The sequence below is a fragment of the Streptomyces sp. cg36 genome, assembly GCF_041080675.1.
Lineage (GTDB): Bacteria > Actinomycetota > Actinomycetes > Streptomycetales > Streptomycetaceae > Streptomyces.
On the sequence record NZ_CP163520.1, the window covers coordinates 167,659 to 189,600 of the forward strand.

General features: G+C 71.9%; 17 protein-coding genes and 2 pseudogenes. 10 read left to right on the forward strand and 9 right to left on the reverse strand.

The window, feature by feature from the left end; all coding sequences use genetic code 11:
• Positions 1-101 precede the first annotated feature (101 nt).
• Positions 102-662, forward strand: a pseudogene (locus tag AB5J87_RS00775) (IS5 family transposase); the annotation flags it as partial.
• 313 nt (positions 663-975) lie between these two features.
• On the forward strand, positions 976-2,172 hold the full coding sequence (locus tag AB5J87_RS00780; RefSeq protein WP_369372718.1) for an IS110 family transposase: 1,197 nt from the start codon (positions 976-978) through the stop codon (positions 2,170-2,172).
• Here the strand turns inward: AB5J87_RS00780 and AB5J87_RS00785 are convergent.
• Genes AB5J87_RS00785 through AB5J87_RS00795 form a run of 3 tightly spaced genes read right to left on the reverse strand, consistent with a single transcriptional unit; the run spans position 2,156 to position 4,782 of the window.
• Positions 2,156-3,358, reverse strand: a complete 1,203-nt coding sequence (locus AB5J87_RS00785) for a multidrug effflux MFS transporter (protein WP_369372720.1) — start codon at positions 3,356-3,358, stop codon at positions 2,156-2,158. The two genes, AB5J87_RS00780 and AB5J87_RS00785, sit on opposite strands and share 17 nt — an antisense overlap.
• A gap of 3 nt (positions 3,359-3,361) precedes the next feature.
• Entirely contained in the window at positions 3,362-4,006 is a 645-nt protein-coding gene (locus AB5J87_RS00790; protein ID WP_369372722.1) for an NAD(P)-dependent oxidoreductase, read from the reverse strand.
• A 23-nt stretch (positions 4,007-4,029) separates the two neighbouring features.
• Positions 4,030-4,782, reverse strand: coding sequence for an MBL fold metallo-hydrolase (locus AB5J87_RS00795; protein WP_369372724.1), 753 nt, complete (start codon positions 4,780-4,782; stop codon positions 4,030-4,032).
• Positions 4,783-4,863: 81 nt separating this feature from the next.
• On the opposite strand from AB5J87_RS00795, the gene AB5J87_RS00800 reads away from it, so the two are divergent.
• From AB5J87_RS00800 to hypE, 3 genes and pseudogenes are all read left to right on the forward strand, one after another.
• Entirely contained in the window at positions 4,864-5,493 is a 630-nt protein-coding gene (locus tag AB5J87_RS00800) for a winged helix-turn-helix transcriptional regulator (protein WP_369372726.1), read from the forward strand.
• A gap of 176 nt (positions 5,494-5,669) precedes the next feature.
• Positions 5,670-6,665 carry a hydrogenase formation protein HypD gene (gene hypD / locus AB5J87_RS00805; RefSeq protein WP_369383318.1) on the forward strand — a complete coding sequence of 332 codons (996 nt, stop codon included), beginning with the start codon at positions 5,670-5,672 and terminating at the stop codon, positions 6,663-6,665.
• Positions 6,662-7,697: pseudogene (gene hypE / locus AB5J87_RS00810) on the forward strand (hydrogenase expression/formation protein HypE). Before hypD ends, hypE begins: the two are co-directional and overlap by 4 nt.
• 24 nt (positions 7,698-7,721) lie before the next feature.
• Here hypE and AB5J87_RS00815 read toward each other — a convergent pair.
• Both AB5J87_RS00815 and AB5J87_RS00820 read right to left on the reverse strand, forming a co-directional pair.
• Complete coding sequence (locus AB5J87_RS00815) at positions 7,722-8,717, reverse strand: hypothetical protein (protein WP_369372728.1); 996 nt, start codon at positions 8,715-8,717, stop codon at positions 7,722-7,724.
• Between the two features lie 440 nt (positions 8,718-9,157).
• Positions 9,158-10,414 carry an alpha/beta hydrolase gene (locus AB5J87_RS00820; RefSeq protein ID WP_369372730.1) on the reverse strand — a complete coding sequence of 419 codons (1,257 nt, stop codon included), beginning with the start codon at positions 10,412-10,414 and terminating at the stop codon, positions 9,158-9,160.
• A 128-nt stretch (positions 10,415-10,542) separates the two neighbouring features.
• Between AB5J87_RS00820 and AB5J87_RS00825 the strand changes: the two genes are divergently transcribed.
• Positions 10,543-10,989 (forward strand): MarR family winged helix-turn-helix transcriptional regulator, encoded by a 447-nt coding sequence (locus tag AB5J87_RS00825; RefSeq protein WP_369372732.1) that lies wholly within the window; start codon positions 10,543-10,545, stop codon positions 10,987-10,989.
• A 110-nt stretch (positions 10,990-11,099) separates the two neighbouring features.
• Here AB5J87_RS00825 and AB5J87_RS00830 read toward each other — a convergent pair whose 3' ends face one another.
• A complete protein-coding gene (locus tag AB5J87_RS00830) occupies positions 11,100-12,119 on the reverse strand; it encodes a PAS domain-containing protein (protein ID WP_369372734.1) in 1,020 nt (339 codons plus the stop codon).
• 391 nt (positions 12,120-12,510) lie between these two features.
• Here AB5J87_RS00830 and AB5J87_RS00835 point away from each other — a divergent pair, with 391 nt between their 5' ends.
• From AB5J87_RS00835 to AB5J87_RS00845, 3 genes are read left to right on the forward strand one after another with little or no spacing between them, the layout of a single operon-like run.
• On the forward strand, positions 12,511-13,884 hold the full coding sequence (locus AB5J87_RS00835; RefSeq protein WP_369372736.1) for an acetyl-CoA carboxylase biotin carboxylase subunit family protein: 1,374 nt from the start codon (positions 12,511-12,513) through the stop codon (positions 13,882-13,884).
• Positions 13,881-15,890, forward strand: a complete 2,010-nt coding sequence (locus tag AB5J87_RS00840) for a PEP/pyruvate-binding domain-containing protein (RefSeq protein ID WP_369372738.1) — start codon at positions 13,881-13,883, stop codon at positions 15,888-15,890. Before AB5J87_RS00835 ends, AB5J87_RS00840 begins: the two co-directional genes overlap by 4 nt.
• Positions 15,887-17,206, forward strand: coding sequence for an MFS transporter (locus AB5J87_RS00845; protein WP_369372740.1), 1,320 nt, complete (start codon positions 15,887-15,889; stop codon positions 17,204-17,206). Before AB5J87_RS00840 ends, AB5J87_RS00845 begins: the two co-directional genes overlap by 4 nt.
• A gap of 28 nt (positions 17,207-17,234) precedes the next feature.
• Here the strand turns inward: AB5J87_RS00845 and AB5J87_RS00850 are convergent, their stop codons facing one another.
• The 3 genes from AB5J87_RS00850 to AB5J87_RS00860 all read right to left on the reverse strand — a co-directional run bounded on the left by AB5J87_RS00850 (position 17,235) and on the right by AB5J87_RS00860 (position 20,644).
• Positions 17,235-17,873, reverse strand: a complete 639-nt coding sequence (locus AB5J87_RS00850) for a hypothetical protein (RefSeq protein WP_369372742.1) — start codon at positions 17,871-17,873, stop codon at positions 17,235-17,237.
• Positions 17,874-18,038: 165 nt separating this feature from the next.
• The gene (locus tag AB5J87_RS00855) at positions 18,039-19,385 is read right to left on the reverse strand and encodes a phosphatase PAP2 family protein (RefSeq protein ID WP_369383319.1); all 1,347 of its coding nucleotides are present in this window, start codon (positions 19,383-19,385) and stop codon (positions 18,039-18,041) included.
• Positions 19,386-19,795: 410 nt separating this feature from the next.
• A complete protein-coding gene (locus AB5J87_RS00860; RefSeq protein WP_369372744.1) occupies positions 19,796-20,644 on the reverse strand; it encodes a helix-turn-helix domain-containing protein in 849 nt (282 codons plus the stop codon).
• Positions 20,645-20,916: 272 nt separating this feature from the next.
• Between AB5J87_RS00860 and AB5J87_RS00865 the strand changes: the two genes are divergently transcribed.
• On the forward strand, positions 20,917-21,675 hold the full coding sequence (locus AB5J87_RS00865) for an SDR family oxidoreductase (RefSeq protein ID WP_369372746.1): 759 nt from the start codon (positions 20,917-20,919) through the stop codon (positions 21,673-21,675).
• Positions 21,676-21,942: the final 267 nt, after the last annotated feature.

The window sequence follows — 21,942 nt, forward strand, 5'->3', positions numbered from 1 at the left end:
CCCACGGTGCAAAGTAGCTGAGACTGATCATGGCTCCGGGGTGGCCGACGACGTCGCCCGCCTAGGCAGTACCTCTCCGATCATCTGCCCGTTAGCTTTGTATGACTGGTCGCGGTGATCTGACGGACGCCGAGTGGGCTCGCCTGGAGCCGCTTCTACCGGTGAGCAATGGACGTTGTGGCAGGTGGCGGGATCACCGGCAGGTGATCAACGGGGTTCTACACCGGGTACGAACCGGAGTGCAGTGGCGTGACCTCCCCGAGAGGTTCGGTCCGTGGAAGGCCGTGCACAAGAGGCACCTGCAATGGTCGGCAGACGGCACCTGGGAGCGACCCTTGCAGCAGGTCCAGGCCGTCGCAGACGCCGAGGGATCCATTGACTGGGATGTCTCGGTTGACTCCACGGTGATGCGCGCCCATCAGCACGCCGCCGGCGCCCGCAAGGCTCCCCCGCCGCAGGTCGCCTCAAAGGGGGGCGACCGTGACGGAACATCAGATCGATCCGGCGTGGACATGCCTGGCAGGCCATCTGGAGGAGGTGGTGCTCCAGGTGAGGGCCTGGGCCGCTCGCGCGGCGGCTTCACCACCAAGGTCCGCCTGAGCACGGATGGCCGTTGCCGCCCGCTGTCGCTGCTGGTCACACCCGGACAGCGGGCGGACTGCACCCAGTTCGAGCCGCTCATGAAGAAGATCCGCGTGGGTGCCGGCTCGGTCGCCGGTGCCCGGCAGGTCCTTGGCGAGCCGGCCTGCGAGTGCGCTCACCGGGCTCTACCTTCTTTCTGGGTTCGCCCCAGCCGTTCGTAGGGTTGTGGCACCCAGGGGGCCGGGTGTGGTTTTCATCGGGCTGCCGCTCGTGGCTCGCGATGCTTGGCCGCCCGGTCCCCCACGACGACTCGGCCGCCGATTGGGAAGTGCGAGCAAGTCGCTGCGTAGAGCAATGCCGGCGAGGTCGTCCATGGTACGAACTGCACGCACGATGAGCCGAATATGGGCGGGGACCGACTGCGGCAAGACCCACCACCACACCCTGGTCTTGAACGCCGAGGGTGAGACCCTGCTGTCCAGGCGGGTAGCCAACGATGAGCCCGAGCTGTCGAAGCTGATCGGCGATGTACTCGGCCTTGCCGATGGGCGGGAAGTTACCTGGGCGCTGGACATGACCGGCGGCGAGCCCAGCTTGTTGATCAACCTCCTGGCCAACCACGGCCAGGAACTCGCCTACATCCCCGGGATGGCGGTCAACCGCGCAACCGACAGCTACCGCGGCCAGGGGAAGACCGACGCTCGCGATGCCCACGTCATCGCGGACCAGGCCCGCATGCGCCGCGACCTGCTGCCCGTCCGTCTCGATGACGAAGCAGTCATCGAGCTGAGGCTCCTGACCGACCGCCGCACCGACCTGGTCGCCGAGCGAACCCGCGTCATCAACCGGCTTCGTGCCCTGCTCACCAGCATGTTTCCTGCGCTTGAACGTGCTCTGGACCTCGACAACGCCGGGCCCCTGCGGCTCCTGAACGGTTACCAGACCCCCGCTGCCATCCGCCGGATCGGCGCCGGGCGGCTGACGACGTGGCTGCGTAACCGGAAGGTCCGAGGCGCCCAGGCCCTCGCCGAGAAGGCTGTCGAGGCTGCTGAACGGCAGTACACCGCCGTCGCTGGGGAGAAAGCCATCGCCAAGATGGTCCGCACCCTCGCTGAGGAGGTGATCAACCTCAACGAGAAGGTCACTGAGACCGACAAGCTCATCGAGGGCCGGTTTCGCGAGCACGAACTCGCCGAAGTGATCTCCTCGATGCCCGGCATCGGGCCCACCCTCGGCGCGGAATTCCTCGCAGCCGTGGGCGGCAGCCTGGAAGCCTTTCCTACCGCTGACCGCCTCGCGGCCTTCGCCGGCGTCACACCGGCCCCACGGGACTCGGGGAAGGTCAACGGCAACCTCCACCGGCCCACCCGCTACCACCGGCGTCTTCAACGGGTCTTCTACACATCCGCGCTGATCAGCATCCAGCGTGACCCCAACTCCCGTGCTTTCTACGACAGGAAGCGCGCGGAAGGGAAACGCCACGTTCAGGCCGTCCTTGCTCTCGCACGCCGACGCGTCAACGTGCTCTGGGCCCTGATCCGTGACCGACGGTGCTATCAAGTCACACCACCCGTCACCGAAGCCGCTTGACATCAGCATTGGGAAGCATCGACCGGGTGAGGACGCCGAGTGTGAGCAGGGCGAGCGCCGGCAGCACGGCGACGATGATCCCCATCGGCAAGGCGTCGGTGGCGCCACCCGCGCCGGCCAGCGGAGCAAGTGCCCCGCCGATCATGAACTGGCTGAAGCCGAGCAGAGCGGCGGCCGACCCGGCGTGTCCGCCGTGGTCGGCCAGGGCCTGGGCCGCGGCGTTCGGCATGACCAGGCCCACGCTGGAGACCAGGACGAACAGGCCGATCAGGAGCACGGGCAGGGGTGCCCGTGTCAGCACCGCGCCCAGGACCGTGGTGCCACCGGCTGTCGCGCCCAGCAGACCGGCGAGCAGCAGCACGCGGGCGCCGGCCCGGGCCACCAGCCGGCCGCTGATCTGGGCGGCCGCAATGAGTCCGGCGGCGTTGACGGCGAACACGGCGCTGTACTGCTGCGGTGACAAGCCGTGGATTTCCTGCAGGACGAACGGCGAGCCGGAGATGTAGGCGAACATCGCCGCGAAGACCAGGCCGTTGGCCAGGACGTACCCGGTGAAGACCCGGTCGCTGAGCAGCTGCCCGACGACAGCCGGCAGCGGCCGGCGTGACGCGGAGGGGCGGGTCTGCGGCAGTCCTGCGGCGGAGGCCGCCAGTACCACGGCGCCGAGTACGGCCAGGGCCACGAAGATTCCGGGCCAGGCCGTGACGCGCAGTAGCTGGCCGCCGAGGACCGGCGCGAACACCGGCGCCAGGCCGGTGATCAAGGTCAGTGCGGAGAAGAGACGTGCGGTGCGGGTTCCGGAGGTGCGGTCGCGGACCATGGCGTTGGCGATGACGATGCCGAACCCCCCGCCGATGCCCTGGACCAGGCGCAGACCGACGAAGGTCCGGACGTCGGGTGCCACCGCGCAGAGCGCGCTGGCGATCGTGTAGAGGGCGAGGCCCGCCAGCAACGGACGCCGCCGGCCGTAGGTGTCGCTCAGCGGCCCGGCGATCAGCTGCCCGATGGCCAGCCCGGCCAGGCAGGCGGTGATGGTGAGCTGGGTGGCCGCGGCGTCGGCGCGCAGGTCGCCGGCGAGGTCCGGCAGTCCGGGCAGGTAGCCGTCGATGGACAGTGGTCCCAGGGCCGCGAGCGCTGCGAGCAGGACGATGGATCGGGTGTGCCGGCCGGCGGCGTCGTTGCTCATGGCTCAGTACGCCACGGTGATGCGGCGGCGGATCGCGGTGCCGCTCTCGATCGTGTCGGCCAAGGCGATCGCGTAGTCGGCGTACGAGATGCGGCTGTTGCCGTCGTCGTCGGTGAGCAGGGTGTCCCCGGCGCTGCGGTAGGCGCCGGTCCGCTCGCCCGCTGCGATGACCGCGGCGGGCGACACGTACGTCCAGTCGAGGTCGTGCACGCCGCGGTAGAGGTCGAGCGCTTCGGACTGGGCCTGGGCGTTGGCCTTCCACAGCGCGGGGAAGTCCGGGTCGTCCATGACCCGGGCGCCGGTCGGCGTGCGCAGGCTGCCGGCACCGCCGATGGTGACCAGGCGGGTGACGCCGGCTCGGCGCAGTCCGTCGATCAGTGCACGGGCGGCACCGACGATCGTGGCGCGGTCGCTCTCCTGGCCGATCCGGGGGCCGACGGCCGACAGTACGGCGTCGTGGGAGGCGGCGAGTCCGGCGACCGCGACGGGGTCGGTGACGTCACCGGTGGTCACGGTCAGGGCCTTGTGCTCGAGTCCGTCGACGTGGCCGGCTCGGGTGACCGCGGTGACGGTGTGGCCGCGGCGCAGGAGTTCCTCGGTGGTGGGCCGGCCGATGTTGCCGCTGGCACCGAACAGGACGATCTTCATGTGTGGCTCCTTGTTTCTGCTGGTCACAGGATGGGCTGGCCGTCGGCGACGATGGCCGCGGTGATGCCGCGCTCGGCTGCGGCGTGCTGGAAGCGCTGCTCGATGTCGGGTTGCTCGGTGTAGAACGGCGGGTTGTGGAACAGGCCGTAGTGCATGGCGCAGACGGTGCCGGCGCCGAGTGCGACGGCGGCCTCGACGCCCTGCTCGGGGGTCATGGTCGCCGGGACGTTGGCCGCGTAGCCCTCGAAGTGGGCGATGACGCCGTTGACCGGGACGAACGCGACGTCGAACGGGCCGTGGTCGCGGGCGATCTGCCACCAGCTGCCGTGCCACTGCGTGTCGCCGCAGTGGATGACCCGCCGGCCGGCGCCTTCGACGACCCAGGCGACCTGGTCGCAGTCGTTGCCGCGCCAGTCCAGCGAGGTCACCGGAGTGACGGTCAGCTCTCCGATGCGGCGTGGCTGGCCCAGGTCCTGGGCGACGGGGGTGATGCCCGCCTCGTGCAGCGCCGCCGCGCTCGGGGTGTGGCAGCCGATCGTGCCGGTGGCCGCGATCCGGGCGATCAGGTCGTGGTCGTAGTGGTCGGGGTGCAGGTGGGTGATGAGGGCGTGGGTGCCGGGCGGGGTGTCGACCGGGTCGACCGGCCGGTGCGGCGGCCCCATCACCGGCGCCAGCGGAGCGACGTTCTCGAGCGGGTCGATCAGCAGGCGGGTGTCGCCGAGACGGATCTCGACGCCGGCCCAGGCCAGCCGACGCACGGAAAGGGTGGTGGTCATGGGCCGCGACGCTAGACCTCTCTTGTTGAGAAAGTCAACAAGAGAGGTCTGAATCTCAACACCACGATGTAGGGTGGTGGCATGCGCACCTACGGGCAGTACTGCGGCATCGCGAAAACACTGGACACCGTCGGCGACCGATGGACCCTGCTGATCGTCCGTGAACTGTTCGCCCTGGGTCCGTGCCGGCACACCGACCTGCGCAACGGGCTGCCCGGGATCGCCAGCAACCTGCTGGTCGACCGGCTCCGCGAACTAGAGGAAGCCGGCCTGATCCACCGCGAGGCCGCCCCGCCGCCGGTGGCCACCACCCTGTTCTCCCTCACCGAGCGTGGCCGCGAGCTGGAGCCGGTGCTGCGGGAGCTGAGCCGGTGGGGCATGCCGCTGTTGCGTGAGCCGGGCGGCAGCGACACCTTCCGCACCCACTGGCTGGACATGCCCGCCCGAGCACTGACCGACCACCGCCCCGACCAGCCGGCAATCGTCCTGCAACTGCACGCCGACGGCAACGAAGACCTGGTCATCGAAGTCAAGGACGGCTCGGTACACACCCACGCCGGCCGCGTCGACCACCCCACCGCGTCCCTGACCGGACCGCCGCACCTGCTGGCCGCGACCCTGCTCGGCGACCTCGACCTGAGCACCGCACTGCAGCAAGGCCTGCGGCTCAGCGGCGAACACGAGGCAGTACTGCGCATCCTGCCCCGCTGATGTGCGAGTAGTTGCCGTACAGAAAGTGCCGCTGAGATTGGTCTTGCTCGTGCTGGGCTACTTCGGCGGGGGCTTCGAGCTGACGGGGGCCGGCGCCCGCGCGCAGTTCGCGTGGGTCGGGGATGTGGTTGTACAGGGTGCCCGGGGAGACGCCGAGCAGCTTGGCGATCGAGGTGATGCAGCGGCCGGGGTCGGGCAGCAGGTCGCGTGCGGACGAACTGCTGCCCGCGGGCATCCGCATGATCCACGGGCCGGGCTGCCCGGTCTGCGTGACGCCGCTGGAGACCCTGGACCGCGCGCTGGCCATCGCCGCCCGGCCCGAGGTCCTCCTGACCAGTTTCGGAGACACGCTCCGCGTCCCGGGTACCCGCACCGACCTCCTGGCACCGCGGGCACGCGGCTCCGACGTCCGGGTCGTCTGCACCCCGATGGACGCGGTACGCCTGGCCCGGACCCACCCCGGCCGCGAAGTCGTCTTCCTCGCCGTCGGGTTCGAGACCACGGCACCCGCCAACGCGATGGCCGTCCTGCACGCCGAACGACTGGGCCTGGACAACTTCTCGGTGCTGGTCAGCCACGTCCTGGTGCCGCCCGCGATGACCGCGCTGCTCGACGACCCCGACTGCGAGGTGCAGGCGTTCCTGGCGGCCGGGCACGTGTGCGCCGTGATGGGGTGGCGCGCATACGAGCCGATCGCCGCCCGTCACCGGGTGCCCGTGGTGGTCACCGGCTTCGAACCCCTCGACCTCATCGAAGGGATCCTCATGGCCGTACGCCAACTGGAGACGGGCCGGCACACGGTCGAGAACCAGTACGCCCGCGCCGTCCGGCGCGAGGGCAACACCGCCGCCCAGGCAGCGGTGCACCGGGTCTTCCAGGTCACCGACCGGACCTGGCGCGGCATCGGCACCCTGCCGGCCAGCGGACTCGAACTCACCGCACGCTACGCACGGTTCGACGCGGCACGGCGCTTCGGCCTCGCGGACCTGCACTCGCACGAGGATCCCGACTGCATCGCCGGCGCCATCCTCACGGGGGCCCGGCTGCCCACCGACTGCGCGGCCTACGGGACCCGCTGCACCCCCCTCACCCCCCTCGGTGCGCCCATGGTGTCCACCGAGGGCACCTGCGCCGCGTTTCACGCCGCAGGCCGGACCCGGAAAGCCCGATGAGCGACGGCTGTCCCCTGCCCCACGCCGAAGAGGAGCGGCTGCGACTGGGCCACGGCGCCGGCGGCCTCCTCACCGGGGAACTGCTCGACACGCTCCTGCTGCCCGCCCTGGGCGCGGTTCCCCCCGGCCCACTGGAGGACGCGGCCCTGCTGCCGGGCGCCTACGAACTGGTCCTGAGCACCGACGGGTTCGTGGTCAACCCCCCTCTTCTTCCCCGGCGGGGACATCGGCTCGCTCTCCGTGCACGGAACGGTCAACGACCTGGCGATGCGCGGTGCTCTGCCCGTCGCCCTCGCCCTCACCGTCATCGCCGAGGAGGGCATGCCGCTCGCCGAACTGCGTACCGTGCTCCAGTCGGTCGGCAAAGCCGCCCGCGGCTGCGCGGTCGCCGTGATCACCGGAGACACCAAGGTCGTCGAGCGCGGAGCAGTCGACCGCCTCTTCCTGACCACCACCGGCGTCGGCCGCCGCATCCCCGGCCTGACCCCGTCGGCCGCGCACGCCCGCCCCGGCGACGCCGTCCTGCTGTCGGGACCGATCGGCCTGCACGGCACCGCCGTGCTCTCCACCCGCGAAGGGCTCGGCTTCGAAACCGCCATCGCCTCCGACTCCCGCCCGCTGCACCGGCTGGTCCACGCCCTCGGGCCGTTGGGTGCGGGCCTGCACACCCTGCGGGACCCCACCCGCGGCGGTCTCGCCGCCACCCTCAACGAGATCGCCCGGGACTCCCGGGTGGGCGTGGAGGTGGACGAGCAGGCGATCCCCGTCCCGGAGCCCGTCGCCGCCGCCTGCGACCTGCTCGGCCTCGATCCGCTCGCCGTCGCCAACGAGGGCTGTCTGGTGGCCTTCGTCGCTCCCCACCAGGCCGACGCGGCGCTGGCGGCGATGCGCTCGACCCACGAGGGCGCGTCCGCCGTCGTCGTGGGACGGGCTGTGGCGGGCCCCGCGGGACGAGTGGTGATGCGGACCAGGATGGGCGCACGACGGGTGATCGAGATGCCGCGGGGCGAGCAGCTGCCCCGAATCTGCTGACGCCCGGGGCGGCGGAGCGGAGCTTCAGAGGGTGAAGGCGAGACCGTGCGTGGCGGCGATGGCGCCCGAAGCGGTCCCTGCGTGGATCTTCACGGGGTTGCCGTCGACGTTCCGGACTTTGAGGGTGGTGCGGACGCTGGTGCAGCCGCCGAGCTGGTCGCGGTCGATGTTGAGGGTGTTGGTGGCGCTCTGGTGGTGGCGGTCGTCGGTGATGTCCCATTTGGCGACCGGGCCCTTGATGGGGCCGCCGCACAGGGCGCCGTCCGCGTTCTGGGGCTGGGCTTCGATCCATGTCTCGGCCTTGGTGTACGTGTAGGCCGCCGTGCCGCCGTCGCAGATCCGCGACTTGGCCATGCAGGTGGTGAGGTTGGCGTCCTGCACGATGGTGGTGCGCTGCCCGGCTCCGGGGGTGACGGTGTAGCCGAGGGTGGTGGCGGTCGCGCCCCGGGCGACGACGGTGCCGCTCGTCTCGGGCAGGGTCCAGCGGGGCCCGTCGGCCACCGGCAGTCTGCCCAGCTCGGCCCCGGCGGCGATGCGCATGCCGACCTGCCTGCCGTTCTTGATGATGGTGGAGTAGGCCACCACCGACAGCTTGCAGGTGAAGCGTCCGTCGTCCGGCGCGGTGAACATCCAGCGCAGGCCGGGAGTCAGGGACTTCTCCGCGGGCGGAACCAGGTTGGCCGCCCAGTAGGCGCCCGCTTCCACCTTCTCGGGGAACGCGGTGCCGTCGGCGTAGGAGCAGCGGATGGCGAAGGTGTGGCCGAGGTTCTCGTGCGGCCCCAGTGCGCTGAGGGCCGTGGTCGTCAGGTTGCGCGACCACAGGTAGGACCGCTCACCGGCCTTGGCGTCGAAGGAGATGTCGGTGCCGGGGATGTCCCGGTAGATGTCGGGGGCCTCGGCGGGGTCGACCGGGTAGTCGAAGACGGGGGACGCCGCCAGCGCGGGCGAGGCCGGGGCAAGCCCCAGGAAGGTCCCGGCGAAGGCCACGGCCGCTGCTGTCGAGATCGCGCGTATACGCATGCCGTCTCACACTGTCTTTCCGTACGTCCGGACCGCCACCGCAAAGCGCGAGTGGCGTGTCCGGAGACGCGTCGGAGACGGGACCGCCGGCGGTGGCGCATGTCCTCCCGGGCAAACCGAGCCGCCAGGCCCAGCCGCCGAAGAGCCCGCGACGCGGCTGAAACCACCGCAGCCACCGGGAGGCACCAGAGGCCGGCCTGCCCCGTCTCCGAGAACGTCGTTCCCAATATTCCCGACGCATCTTGCCACCCGCCTCCCCCGGCCGGCTTCACCGCGTCCCGCCCCGAGCCAAGGCGGCCCGGCCCGGACTGAACCACAGGCGAGCCCTGCTCCCAGGATGAACCAGAGCTCCTCCAACGAGCCGTGCTCCGCCCGCGACACGCCCCCGCCGGGCGCCGGTCACTCCGGCCGAACGGCGCTGTGGCTTCGACGCCCTGGCGTCATGCCTGGCTGGCGGCGGTGATCTGGATGGGGGTGGCGCCGAGCCACCAGGTGGGGTTGGCGGTGCCGTCGGTGGTGCGGCCGTCGCGGTGGACGTAGTGGCGCACGTCGCGGCCGGGCTCGGCGAACTCGCCGTTCAGGGCGCGTTCGACCCACTCGGCACCGAAGCGGAAGACCTCGGCGGCGGTGCCGCCCAGCGGGTGGAACTCGTTCTCGTAGACGCGCATCTCCTTGGGTGCGCGGACGCGCTCGTAGGTGGCCAGGGCCTGCTCCAGCACCGTGAGTTCGTCGAACTCGCCGATGCCGTAGAGGACCGGGCAGGTGATCTCCTGGACCAGGTCGCCCAGCGGCATGCGGGCGACCAGCTCGGTGTCGAAGGCGTCCTCATCGGTATAGCCGGCCATGAACATGTAGTTGTTCTTGAAGGTGGGCTGGGCGCGCTCGAAGATGGTGGTGAAGTCGCCGGTGACGGCCTCGAAGGCGGCCAGCGCGGCCAGGCGCGGGTCGGTGGCGGCGGCGCGCGAGCCCCAGTAGCCGCTCATGGAGATGCCGAACATGGCGATCCGGGCCGCGTCGACCTCCGGGAGCGAGGCCAGGTGGTCGATGTAGCGGCTGATGGCGCGCTCGTAGTTGGTGAGGTCGACGGTCAGCCCGTTGGCCCGGCTTTCGCCCTGGCCCGGGCCCTCGATGGACAGGGCCACGATGCCGCGCGAGGTGTAGTACCGCTCCGCCGCGTAGATGTAGTCCTCCTTGATCATGTCCATCCCGGGGCCGAGGATCACCGCGGGGGCGTTGCGGACCTCGCCGGCGGGCAGGTGGAGGAGGGCGAAGATCTGCTTGCCCTCGAAGTCGAGGACGAGGCGGCGCACCCGGTTGTCGCGCAGTGCGCCAAGGCGCTCGACGCAGTGGTTGGCGTGCTCGCGGAAGGCGAGCTTGCGCGGGTCGGTGGCGTCGAAGATCGAGTACTGCGCGCGGCCCCACATCACCGAGGCGCGCACGTAGAGGTCGGCGGCGGTCTGCGCGAAGCCGCCGCGCTCGTGGTGGGCGGCGCGCTCCTCGGCCTGCCCGGCGATGGTGGCCCACGCCTTGGGCAGCATCACTCCGCTCTGGACCAGGTCGAAGACCTTGTCGAAGTCGGTGTGGTCGTGGCCCAGCTGCTCCAGGGTGCCCTTGGCCTGGGGGTGCAGGGCGTCGAAGCCGCCCTGGGCGAGGGCGATGTCCAGGGCCCAGCTCTGGCCGGTCGAACGAACAGTCATGACAGGTGTCCTCAGATGAAGGGGGTGGTAGACGTCCCGTTTCCGTGATGCCTAAGTACTTATTCATTAAGTACTTAGGCTAGGCTGGTGTCAACCCGCCCACCGATCGGCGACACGGAGACCCACTGATGTCCGACACCACCCGCGATGCGGCCCTCGACCAACTCGCCCGCGCCGCCTACAGCCTCAGCGCCGCCGACTCCCGCCTGCGTGGACGCGCCACCCGCACCCCCGGCGCACTCTCCCTCGCCCATGCCCGCGCCCTGCGAGTGCTGGCCGAGGCGGGCCCGCTGCCGATCGGCCGGCTCGCCGCCGCCACCGAAACCACCGGCGCCGCCACCACCCAACTGGTCAATGGACTCGCCGCCGCCGGCTACGTCACCCGCGAACGCCCTGCCGAGGACAAGAGATCGGTGCTGGTCACCCTCACCGAGGCCGGCCGCAGCCGCCACCACGAACGCCAGGACGCCCTGACCCGGGCACTCGACGCCGCACTCGCCCACCACGACACCACCGCCCTGGACACCGCGACCGGCGTCCTCCGGCAGCTCGCCGCCATTTACGACCAGCTCTGAAGCCCGCCCGGTCGGGGCGCAGTCGCAGCCGGCGCCCAAGCACATCAGCCCCGTCCCGCCCACGCCGGACGCGCTGCTCGACCTGCGCGGCGGCGCGAGCGGTTGCCCCCTCACGCCGTACTCAACGGATGCGCCGCCGTGGCCGAACGCGGCGGCCAGGCGTGCGGGGCGAGGATGCCCAGGACGTAGGCGCGGGCGACCAGGGCCGGGCGGGTCGTCGCGCCCAGGAGGTCGCGCAGGCGGCTGAGGTGGTAGTCGACCGTCTGGCGGGACAGTCTCAGCGAGGTGGCGATGTCGCCGTTGGTGCTGCCCGCCGCCAGCAGGGACAGGATGCGGATCTGCGCGGGTGTCAGCGAGGGATGGGCCTCGTGGGCGAGGCTGTGGTGGGTGACGACGGCCCACACGTGGCGGGCGCGGGCCGCGGAGTGGCCCACCGTCGTCAGATGCAGCTGCGCGCGGCGCTGGCACCCCCGGGTGTCCAGGAGCACCGCGCACGTCTCCACTCGTCTGGTGCGCCGCGCTATCAGCCCGTTCCACCTGCGGTGCAGCCGTTCGAGTCCGGGGTCGGGCGCGAGCAGGGTGTGTGCGCGGCGGCCGACCAGTTCGGGCAGGCTGACGTGGAACAGTTCGGCGGCGGCCGTGCTCGCCTCGATGACCCGGCCGCCCGCGGACAGCAGCGCGCAGGGCAGGCCGCTGTGGTCGCGCAGTGCCTGGAGGCTGTCCTCGGCCTCCTGCCACTGGAGCGTGGCGCGCAGGCTGTCGGTGATGTCCACGTAGATCCCGGCGACACAGGTCCGGGCGTTCTCCCGTACGGGGAAGCGGTGGCCCACGGCCCGGCCCGCGCTGCCGTCCGGGCGGCGGTAGTCGAGGGTGTGCCGCACCGGCGTTCCGCGCTCCAGGACCTCCTGGTCGAGGGCACGGAACCGGACGGCCTCGGCGGGAGCGTCGAAGTCCTCGATGCGCTTGCCGACGAGTTCGTCCGGCACCGTGCCGTACAGATGCGCGTAGGCGTGGTTGGTCCACAGATAGCGGCCGTCGCGGTCCCGGAGGAAGGCGGCGGCCGGAGCGAGGTCCGCGAGACCGGCGAAGGCCGCGTACCGGCGCGGGGCCTCGGCATGGGCATCTTCCACAGCAGTCCCTCCGTCCCTGTGCGACCCGTACGCCACTGCTTGACGCACAGTCACTTCGCGATGGGTATCCCGTCCTGATCCCGCGCAAGCTCGGTTCTCGGCCGAAGTGACGGCGTGGGCAAACCCGCACGGAATATCCCCACCGCAACGAAAAGGCAGGCGACTCAGGCATTTGCCTGAACTCCCCGAGCCGCTGGCGGCGTTGCGGGCCCCGGCGGCGTGCTCCCCTTGAGTGTGCGGGCGGACACGCCCTGCCACGTACCCCCGGGCGCACCCTCCCGCGTCCGGCGCGCACCACCGATCCGTACGACGCGACGACACGCTCCACGCGTATGACCTGTACCGCGCGTACGGCCCTTGGACCTTCACGGACGAATGGAGACGAACTTCAGTGAGCAAGGTGCTGTTAGTACATGCCAAGGGTGGTCCGCCGCTCGGTCACGTCCTCTCCCGGACGGCCGCGCGGGCGGACGTGCACCTGCTGGCGCTCAGCGCTCTTCCTCCCGTGGTGGCGGACTCCGCCCGCAGACTGTGCGCCTCGGTCGTGACGCCCGACGACGCACAGCGCCGCGACCTGGTCTCCCTGATCGTCTCGCGGGCCCGGGCGGTGGGCGCGGACGCGGTGCTCACCTTCTCCGAGTACGCGGTCGTGGCCGTCGCCGAGGCGTGCCGGGCGCTGGGACTCGCGGGGCCCGGCGGCGCCGCCGCGCTCGCCCGTGACAAGCGGCTGATGCGGCGCACCTGGCGCGAACACCGCCTGCCGCAGCCCGAGTTCCGCTCCGTCGCCACGGAGGCGGACCTGTACGAGGCGGCGGCCGTGCTGCCCTTCCCGCTGCTCCTGAAGGCGGCCTGGAGCGCCGGCTCCACCGCCCACCAGGTCATCCGCTCCCCGTACGAGGTCTCCGCCGCCTGGCGCCGCTCGCGCGACGTGATGGCCGAATCCGCGCAGTTGGGGTATGCGGAACTGCATGTGGCAGAGGCCCAGGGGCACTTCGTGGTGGAGCAGATCGTGACCGGCACCGCCTCGCACTGGTTCGACGAGCCCGGCTGGGGCGACTACGTCAGCGTCGAGGGCGTCGTCGCGGACGGCACCTTCCACCCGGTCTGCCTCAGCGGCCGGATGCCCACGGTCGAGCCGTTCACCGAACGCGCGGGCATCACGCCCGCCCCGCTCTCCCCCGACGCCCAGGAGCGGGTCGTGGCGCTCGCGCGCGAAGCCGTCGACGCCCTGGGGCTGCGCGACTGCGGCACGCACACCGAGATCAAGCTCGGCGCGGACGGCCGGATGTGGCTGATCGAGACGGCCGCCCGGTTCGGCGGCGCGATGACGGTCCCGCAGATCGAGGACGTCTTCGGGCTCGACCTCGTCGGCATGCTCGTCGACCATCTGCTGGGCCGCCCGGTCGACTGGCCGCAACAGGCCCTCGGCCCGGCGCAGGCGCGCGGCGCGGCGGGTTCCCTCGTCGTCCTCGCGGTCGACGGCCACGGCCGGGCGTGGCGGGAGCGCAGGGTGTGGGACTTCCCCGTGGTCCGCGCGGACGTGCCGCTCAGCCGGGGCAGTGAGCTGTCGGTGGTCGCGGAGAGCTCGCTCGCCGACGGCGGCGTCGTGCCGGTCTACGACCCGGCCGGGGGCGCCAACACCATGGCGGCCCTGTGCCTGCTGTCCGCCACCGACCCGCGCACCGTGCTCCGCGACTTCGAGACGCTGGTGGACGCCCTGCCGAAGGTGCTGCCCGCCGCCCGGCCCGAGGAGGTCTCCGTATGACCGCCCGGCTCCTCACCGGCACCGCCGACGCGGCCACCGACCGCACCGTCGTCGGCGAGAACCTCTCCCTGCCGCTCTTCCGTACCCTCTCCGGCGTCCTGGCCGGCCACCCCTACCTGAAGGTGGTCGTCGACCGCGCCGAGGACACCTGGCACTTGCTGGACACGGCCGCGCACCCCTTCCACGTCGACTACGTCGCCACCCGCGTCCTCGGCATGGAGCTCGCCGCGCTCGACGCGGAGCTGGACGCCTTCAACGCCTCCGTCTACATGGACCCCGACCGCCGCTTCCTGCTGGGCGTGCTCTCCCTGCACACCGACCGGGACGCGGAGGACCGCGAGCGCACCTTCCTCGTCCTGGAGACGACCGAGGCCGACACCATGAGCGGCGAACTCCTCACGTTCTTCTACGAGTTCGTGCGTGAACGGGTCGACGGGCGGCTCCCGGTGCTGCTCAAGCCCGCCAACCACGGCCAGGAGGAGGAGCTGGCGGCGATCAGCGACCGCCTCGTGCCGCGCGTCCTGAGCCACGAGCTCTTCGGCACCCGCACCCGGACCCCGCTCAACCCGGGCGAGGCCACCGGACGGCTGCGGTTCTTCCGTACGAACGAGGAGTACGCGGCTGCCGGGACCGCACCCGGGTGGGCGGACATCGTGGCCATGCCGTGCCTGCCGGACGACATCCCCCGGGTGGCCGGATTCCTCAACACCGCCCCGATCACGCCGCTCTCCCACACCAACGTGCTGGCCTCCGGCTGGGGCATACCCAACGCGATCGTGCGCGACCTGGAGCAGCTCGTCGAGAAGGACGGCCTGGACGGCGCCTGGGTGCGCTACCGGGTGGGCGAGGACGAGATCCGCCTGGAGCGCCTGGAGCAGGAGCCGGTCCTGCGGGCCCCGGCCTGGCACCAGCAGCGCATCCGCCTGGAACCGCCGCTGCTGGAGGACACCCCCGTCCTGTCCCTGCACCGTCTGCGCGCGGCGGACAGCGACCGCTACGGCACCAAGGCGGCCAACCTCGGCGAGCTGCACCACGTCCTGGACAGCCGCACGGCCGACCTGACGGCGTTCTACGGCCGCCCCCGCCCGCCGCGCGAGGACCTCTACGGCCACCTCGCCACCCGCCTCGGCCTCGACGCGCCGACCACCCCCGAACTCCGCGCCACAGCGGCCGACTTCGTGTCGTCCACGGTCGCCGCCCCGGAGGGAGTGGCCCTGCCCTTCGCGCTCCAGCAGCACTTCCTGGCCTCCTCGCCCGCGATCCAGCAGGGCATCGGCAAACTCAAGATGGCCCTCGAACTGGACGCCACCGAGGTCCTGGACCCGCTCTGCCTGCAACTCCAGCAGCTGATCCGGCACACTCCCGTGCCCGAGTCCGTCACCCGCCGGATCAGCCAGGCGTTCCCCGCACCGCCCGCCGCGCAGGGGCGCCTGGTGGTGCGCTCCTCCTCCAACGCCGAGGACCTGCCGGGCTTCTCGGCGGCGGGCGTGTACGACTCCGTCACCACGGTCCACGGCACGGCCGAACTCCTCGACGCGGTGCGCCAGGTGTGGGCCTCCCTGGTGTCGCCCCGCAGCGTGCGGCTGCGCCACCAGGTGGGCATCTCCCTGGACGACACCTACATGGGCGTGATCATCCAGGAGTACGTGCCCGCCTCCCTCGGCGGTGTCCTGGTCACCTGCGACCCGACCCGGCGCGAGGACTTCCGCAACGTCTACCTCAACTGCTCCCCCGGCTCCCCCGAGCGGGTGGTCGAGGGCACGGTCCTGCCGCAGCAGTACCTGTACAACACGGTGGAGGGCGGCGGGCGCACGGTCGCCCTGGGATCCTGGGGCGACGGCCTGCCCGCCGCGACCCGGGCCCGGCTCGCGGACCTCTCCCTGACCGGCCGGCTGCTGCAGTCCCACTTCAGCGCGGCGGACGTGGACCAGCCGCTGGACATCGAGTGGCTGATGACCGAGCGGGGCGACTTCCGGCTGGTCCAGATCCGCCCGTACGCGCTGTGAGCCCGGGCCCCGCGGACGCGCGCACCGGCGTGGCGCCCCCCGGTCTCACCCACAGGGCCCGCCGGATCATCCGCCTCAACTACGGCTTCCAGCTCCTGTTCAACCTGTTGTGGTGGATGCCGGTCTTCTACGCGTACCAGAAGGAGGCCGGGCTCTCGGACAGCCAGATCTTCGGCATCCAGAGCATCTACTACGTGGCGTTCTGCCTGTTCGAGATCCCCACCGGGCTGATCGCCGACCGCATCGGCACCCGCAACTGCCTGCGGGCCGGAGCGGTGGTGATGACGGCGGCGAACCTGGCACCGGTGCTGAGCGCCTCGTACACCGGTTTCCTCGTCCACTTCCTGGCCATCGCGCTGGGCCGCTCGCTGACCTCCGGGGCCGCGAGCGCCTATCTGTACGACGGGCTGCGGGCGGAGAAGTGCGGCGAGCACTACCTGAAGGCGGAGGGCACCGCGCGGGCCCTCGGGCTGGCGGCCAAGGTGGTGTGCTGGCCGCTGGTCGGCCCCCTGATGGCGGTGGCGCACGCGGCCCCGTACGTGCTCAGCGCGGCCAGCGCGGCGGGCTCGCTGGCCTGCGCGGTGGCGCTGCCGAGGCTCGTCCCCGGCGCGGCGGGGCCGGGCGGCGGGCGCACAGGGGGCGCCTTCCTGCGGGACGCGGGCGCCGCGCTGCGCTGCGTCGCCTCCTCGCCGTGGCTGGCCCTGCTGATGGTGCAGGGCGTGGCGGTGTTCACGCTGTCCCGGATCTGCCAGGTCAACCTCTTCCAGCCGATCCTGCTGCACCACGGCATCGGCGACGCGTCCTCGGGCGGTGTGCTGGCCGCGATGACGGTGGCGGAAGCGGTGGGCTCGGCCCGCCCCCAGTGGCTGAGCCGGCGCCTGCCCCCGGTCGCCTGGGTGTCGCTCCTCAGCCTGGCGCTGGCGGGAACGCTGGCGGCGATGACGCTGGGCGGCCCGTGGGCGGTGATCGCCCTGCTCTGCCTGTTCGCGGCGGCGACCGGCTTCGCCTATCCGGTCCAGCGCAAGCTGGTGAACGACGCGGTGCCCGTCGACGCCCCGCGCGCCACGCTGCTGTCGATCGAGAGCATCGTGGACCGCGCGGTGTGCGCCCTGGCGGCGGTCGCGGTCGGCGCGTACGTTTCGGCGGGCCACCTGGACCGGCTGCTGTGGCACAGCGCGCTGGCGACGGTGGTGCTGATGGGCGCGGTGCAGCTGGCGCTGCGCGGGGTGGCGGCCACGGGCAAGCGGCCGGTCCCCGAGGCGGACCGCGTGGCCGGGGACGCGGACCGGCTGACGGGCGGTGGCAGGCGGCGATAGGGCATCCGGGCGCGGACGCGTCGGGCCCTCAGTGTGACCGGCGGCCGAGGAGTTCGACGATCCCGACGGGCAGGAAGCCGGGCCACTGGGGCCGCCCCACCTGGTACGGCACGAAGCCGACCGAGGCGGCCACCTGGACCTCCTCCGCCGTCTCCGCCTGATAGACGACCCGGCAGCCGCCCGAGCCGGCCTTGGCGCGCTGCCAGAGGACCGGTGCGGGCTTGCGTTCCGCCTCGGTGCGGGGAGTCAGGATCCGGTCCCCGAAGTCCGCCCAGGCGAAGGGCGCCGAGCCCGTCCAGGCCGAGTCGACCTCCTGCTTCAGCCTGGCCGCGCGCTCGGCGTCGGTCGCGCCCCAGGCGGGCGGCACGTTGGTGATCAGTCCGATCCGGACGTGCCGCTCGCGCAGGGCGCGCAGATACGAGGCGGCGCCGGGCCGGTAGCCGATGCTGCCGTCGTCGGCGGTGTGGACGAGGGTTTCGCCGAGGTCGAAGTAGACCACGGGGCAGGCGGTGCGGTCGGCCGCCGGACGCGAGCCGGAGGCCGTGTCGCCGGGTGCCGCCGCGCGCACCGGTGAGACGGACAGGGCGGCCGACGCCAGGACGGCACCCAGCACGAGGCCGGTCCGGCTGCGGCCCCGGCCGGGCCGGGGCATGGCGGATCTGTTCACGGCGTGGTCACCTTCCTCGCTGCACAGCGCGTACGACGAGGATGCCTGATTGTCCGGCTCATGACAGGCAACTCGGTGAATTCGCCGATCTCCGGCCGCCCGCCCCGGGCCCGGTATGCGCATATGCGGGGATACGGGGCGGGGCGGGCGGCCGGAGCGGGCGGCTCAGACCAGTTCGGGCGCGGCCTCGGGTGCGGCGTCGGGACCTGCTGCGGCTTCCGCCTCGGGGCGTCGTGTCTGCCGGGGGAACGGCACGACGTCCGATGCCCACTTCCTGGTGGTCCGCAGATAGCCGTAGATCACGGAGGCCAGCGCCAGGAGAACGAGAGGTCCGGCCACCCACCGGTGCTCGGCCATCTCCATGGACAGATAGCGGTAGGACAGCAGAAGCGCGGAGAAGACGGCCGTCCCCCACCCGACGAACCGCATTCCCGACCGGTCCCAGCCGCGGTCGAAGGTCCGCAGGGCCATCTCTGTGGTCAGCGCGAACACCACACCGGCGACGAGGTCCACGCCGTAGTGGTAGCCGAAGCCCAACGTGGCGATCAACGTCGCGACCAGCCAGAACGTCCCCGCGTACCGCAGCGTCCGGGGGCCCTTGCGGGTGTGGATGAAGATCGCGGTGGCCCACGCCGTATGCAGGCTGGGCATGCAGTTGCGCGGGGTGATCCCGTCGTACGGCACCGGGTGCGGGAGGGTGACCGGCGGCGTCGTGTGCGGCCACAGGTTGGCCACCGCCCACTCCACACCGCCGGTGCCGGAGGCACCCGGGCCGTACGCGAAGACCGGCCCGACCACCGGGAAGATCATGTAGAACGCCGGTCCGAGAAGACCGATCAGCAGGAAGGTGCGCACCAGGTGGTGGCGCGGGAACCGGCGCTCGGCCGACACCTTCCGCAGCTGGTACAGGGCGACGACGACCGCCGCCACGGCGAGCTCGCCGTAGACGAAGTGCAGGAGGAGCGAGCCGGCCGAGCCGCTGGCCTCGACGACCCGGCCCACCAGCCACGACGGATTGCCCAGTGCGTGATCGGCCATGGCCACATAGGGGTCGAGCACGGTCGGGCGGGTCTGGGAGGTGATCGCCAGCCACGCGTCACCGGTCTTGCGCCCGGTCACGAGCAGCAGCCCCAGCCCGACGCCCTTCAGGAGCAGCAACCGCTCCTGGCCGGTGCGCCGCACGAACGCGAAGACGGCGCATCCGAGCATCACCCACAGCGCGCCGTTGCCGAACGCCTGCCCCTCGGGCACCTCGACCCCGGCCGCCCACCGCCCCAGGACGAAGACGACGTCGATGGCGATCGCGGAACCGAGCGCGATGAACCTCTGCCGCCAGGTGAGCACCACCATCATCAGCGCGAGCCCGCCGTAGAGCGGCCCCGGCTTCGGCGGGAGGATCAGCTCCCGCGTCTGGAGGGTGATCGGCCCCGACGCACCGGCGTACCGGCGCGCGACCACCTCCACACCGATGAGGAACCCCAGGGCCACCACAGCCGCCGCGGCCCACAGGATCGTGCGGGGCCGACGCCACGGGGCGGACCTGGTCGCGTGGTCTCTTCGCGAGGACCCGCGCGGGTCCACCGGTTCTACCTGGTCTGTCGGGGCTATGGGATCTCTGGATATCAATGCTTTGGCCGATGTGTTGGATGCCGGGTCAGCGGATCAGGAGTGGCCCACGCGTCGCGACTTCGCGAGTGCGCCACGGGTGTGCCGAGGATCGATCATGCCATTGGGGTGGTGTGGGCGGATTGTTCGGGGGCATGAGTGCGCGGGCCGGGGAGGACGCATACGCGGACAACCCGCCGTATCTCCGCGGTGACTCGCCTGATGGGCGGACGCCGCTCCGGCCGTTCCGGGGCCCGGCCGTCCCGGTGCTTCGGCTGCCTCTCCCCCGCTGCCCCCGCCGGTCCCGTGCCCCAGGGTTACCGGCCCGCGCGCAGCCCCGCCGGGGTGAGTCCGGTGTGCAGGCGCATGGTGCGGGTCAGGTGGCTCTGGTCGGCGAAGCCGCACAGCTGGGCGATCGTGGCGATCGGAGTGTCCGTGGTGAGCAGGGCGCGACGGGCGCGTTCCAGGCGCAGCCGGACCAGGTACTGGTGCGGGGACTGGCCGGTGGACGCGCGGAAGGCCCGGGTGAAGTGTGACGGGCTGACCCCCGCCACGGCGGCGAGCTCGGTCAGCGAGAGCCGCCCGTCCAGGTAGCCGTTCATGTGGTCCACGACGCGGTTCAGCCTCTTCGGCGTGAGCCCGCCCTCGCGCTCGGGCAGGCGCGGCCCGCGGGTCGCGGCGGTGCGGATCAGGTGGGCCGCCAGCGCCTGCAGCATCGACTGGGCGTACAGCGGATCGGCGGGCAGCGGCCCCTCGTACTCGGCGACCAGGCGCTCGACCAGCATGCCCAGGAACGGGTCGGTCAGGTGGTAGCGCGGGGCCAGCTCCAGCGGGCCGGGCAGGTCGCTCTCGGTGGCGAGCTTCTCCAGCCAGGCCGGTTCGAGGGCGACCAGCATCAGCTCGGCATCCTGCTCCCAGCGCGGCCGGGACGCCCAGCCGGCCGGGTTGACCAGCGCCTGTCCGCGGTGGAAGCGCTCGCGCCGGGGGCGGCCGTCGGCGGTCCAGCTGAGGTCGGCGGAGCCGCCGGTGTGCACCACCACGACGTGCCGGGTCGGACCGTCCGCGCCCTCGGCTCCGCCGTCGGCCCGTTCCAGACCGCGCTCGACCACGCCCTCGTCCAGGTCGGCGGCGCTGCCGGAGAGGCGGACCAGGTGGGGCTTGATCAACGACGCCGCCGTCGCGGACCGCGGGGGCGCTGCGGGTGGCTGGGGTGTCGCGGATGCCGAGGGTGTCGCCATACGTCGATTCTGGTCCACCCGGGTGAGGAATGCCGAACGCGCGAAGCCCCCGTCCGGAGTGCCGGAGGAGACGGTGAGCGGTTCGTTCCAGGGGCCGTCGGATTGTTCAAGCCCCGGACGTCCTCCGCGACGGACAGTGATCCGGCGAACGTCCCCCGAGTCGGGGACACACCCCCTCATCTGGCGAGGAGCCGTAGATCATGAGCAGCAACCACTCCCTGGCGGGCAAGGTCGTCCTGGTCGGTGCCGGTGCGAAGAACCTCGGCGGGCTGATCAGCCGCAACGCGGGCGCGGACGGCGCCAAGGTCGTCGTGCACTACCACTCCGACGCCACCGCACCGGACGCCGAGGCGACCGTCGCGGCGGTCAAGGCGGCCGGCGGCGAGGCGGTCGCCGTCCAGGGCGACCTGACGCAGACCGCCGACGTGGAGCGGGTCTTCGCCGTCGCGCAGGAGACCTTCGGCGGCATCGACGTCGCCGTGAACACCGCGGGCATGGTCCTGCGCAAGCCGATCGTGGAGACCACCGAGGCCGAGTACGACGTCATGCACGCGGTGAACGCCAAGGCCGCGTACTTCTTCATCCGCGAGGCGGGCAAGCGGCTCAACGACGGCGGCAAGGTCATCACCGTCGTGACGTCCCTGCTGGCCGCCTTCACCGACGGCTACTCCACGTACGCCGGTGCCAAGGCGCCCGTCGAGCACTACACCCGGGCCGCGGCCAAGGAGTTCGCCGCCCGCGGCATCTCGGTCAACAACATCGCGCCGGGCCCGATGGACACCCCGTTCTTCTACGGCCAGGAGACGCCGGAGCGCGTCGCCTTCCACAAGTCCCAGGCGATGGGCGGCCAGTTGACGAAGATCGAGGACATCGCGCCGATCGTCACCTTCCTGGCCACCGAGGGCTGGTGGATCACCGGCCAGACCCTCTTCGCCAACGGCGGTTACACCACCCGCTGAGCCTCCGGGCGCCGCGCCCGGAACGTCCGCGTCCCGGGCGCGCGGCCGAAGCCCGGTGGCTGTCGGCACCAGCCGACTGGCGCCGCGGACCGGGCGGGCCGCGACGCCGCACGCGCGTCCCACGTCCCATGTCCCGCGTCCCGCGTCCCGCAGGCGCCGCCCCGTCCGAGACTGTCCAAGTCCGTCCAAACTCCAGGTTGGACAGGGTGCAGGGCAGTAGGTTTCCGATGCACGGCCGGCCTCTCACACCCCGCCGCAACCACGCCG

Bases quoted from the DNA above. Each gene is read 5' to 3' on its own strand.
- hypD (WP_369383318.1), top strand. From the start codon at position 5,670: ATGCAGCGGCCGGGGTCGGGCAGCAGGTCGCGTGCGGACGAACTGCTG.
- AB5J87_RS00815 (WP_369372728.1), bottom strand. From the start codon at position 8,717: ATGCGTATACGCGCGATCTCGACAGCAGCGGCCGTGGCCTTCGCCGGG.
- AB5J87_RS00820 (WP_369372730.1), bottom strand. From the start codon at position 10,414: ATGACTGTTCGTTCGACCGGCCAGAGCTGGGCCCTGGACATCGCCCTC.
- AB5J87_RS00865 (WP_369372746.1), top strand. From the start codon at position 20,917: ATGAGCAGCAACCACTCCCTGGCGGGCAAGGTCGTCCTGGTCGGTGCC.
- AB5J87_RS00840 (WP_369372738.1), top strand. From the start codon at position 13,881: ATGACCGCCCGGCTCCTCACCGGCACCGCCGACGCGGCCACCGACCGC.
- AB5J87_RS00785 (WP_369372720.1), bottom strand. From the start codon at position 3,358: ATGAGCAACGACGCCGCCGGCCGGCACACCCGATCCATCGTCCTGCTC.
- AB5J87_RS00800 (WP_369372726.1), top strand. From the start codon at position 4,864: ATGCGCACCTACGGGCAGTACTGCGGCATCGCGAAAACACTGGACACC.
- AB5J87_RS00780 (WP_369372718.1), top strand. From the start codon at position 976: ATGAGCCGAATATGGGCGGGGACCGACTGCGGCAAGACCCACCACCAC.
- AB5J87_RS00795 (WP_369372724.1), bottom strand. From the start codon at position 4,782: ATGACCACCACCCTTTCCGTGCGTCGGCTGGCCTGGGCCGGCGTCGAG.
- AB5J87_RS00825 (WP_369372732.1), top strand. From the start codon at position 10,543: ATGTCCGACACCACCCGCGATGCGGCCCTCGACCAACTCGCCCGCGCC.
- AB5J87_RS00790 (WP_369372722.1), bottom strand. From the start codon at position 4,006: ATGAAGATCGTCCTGTTCGGTGCCAGCGGCAACATCGGCCGGCCCACC.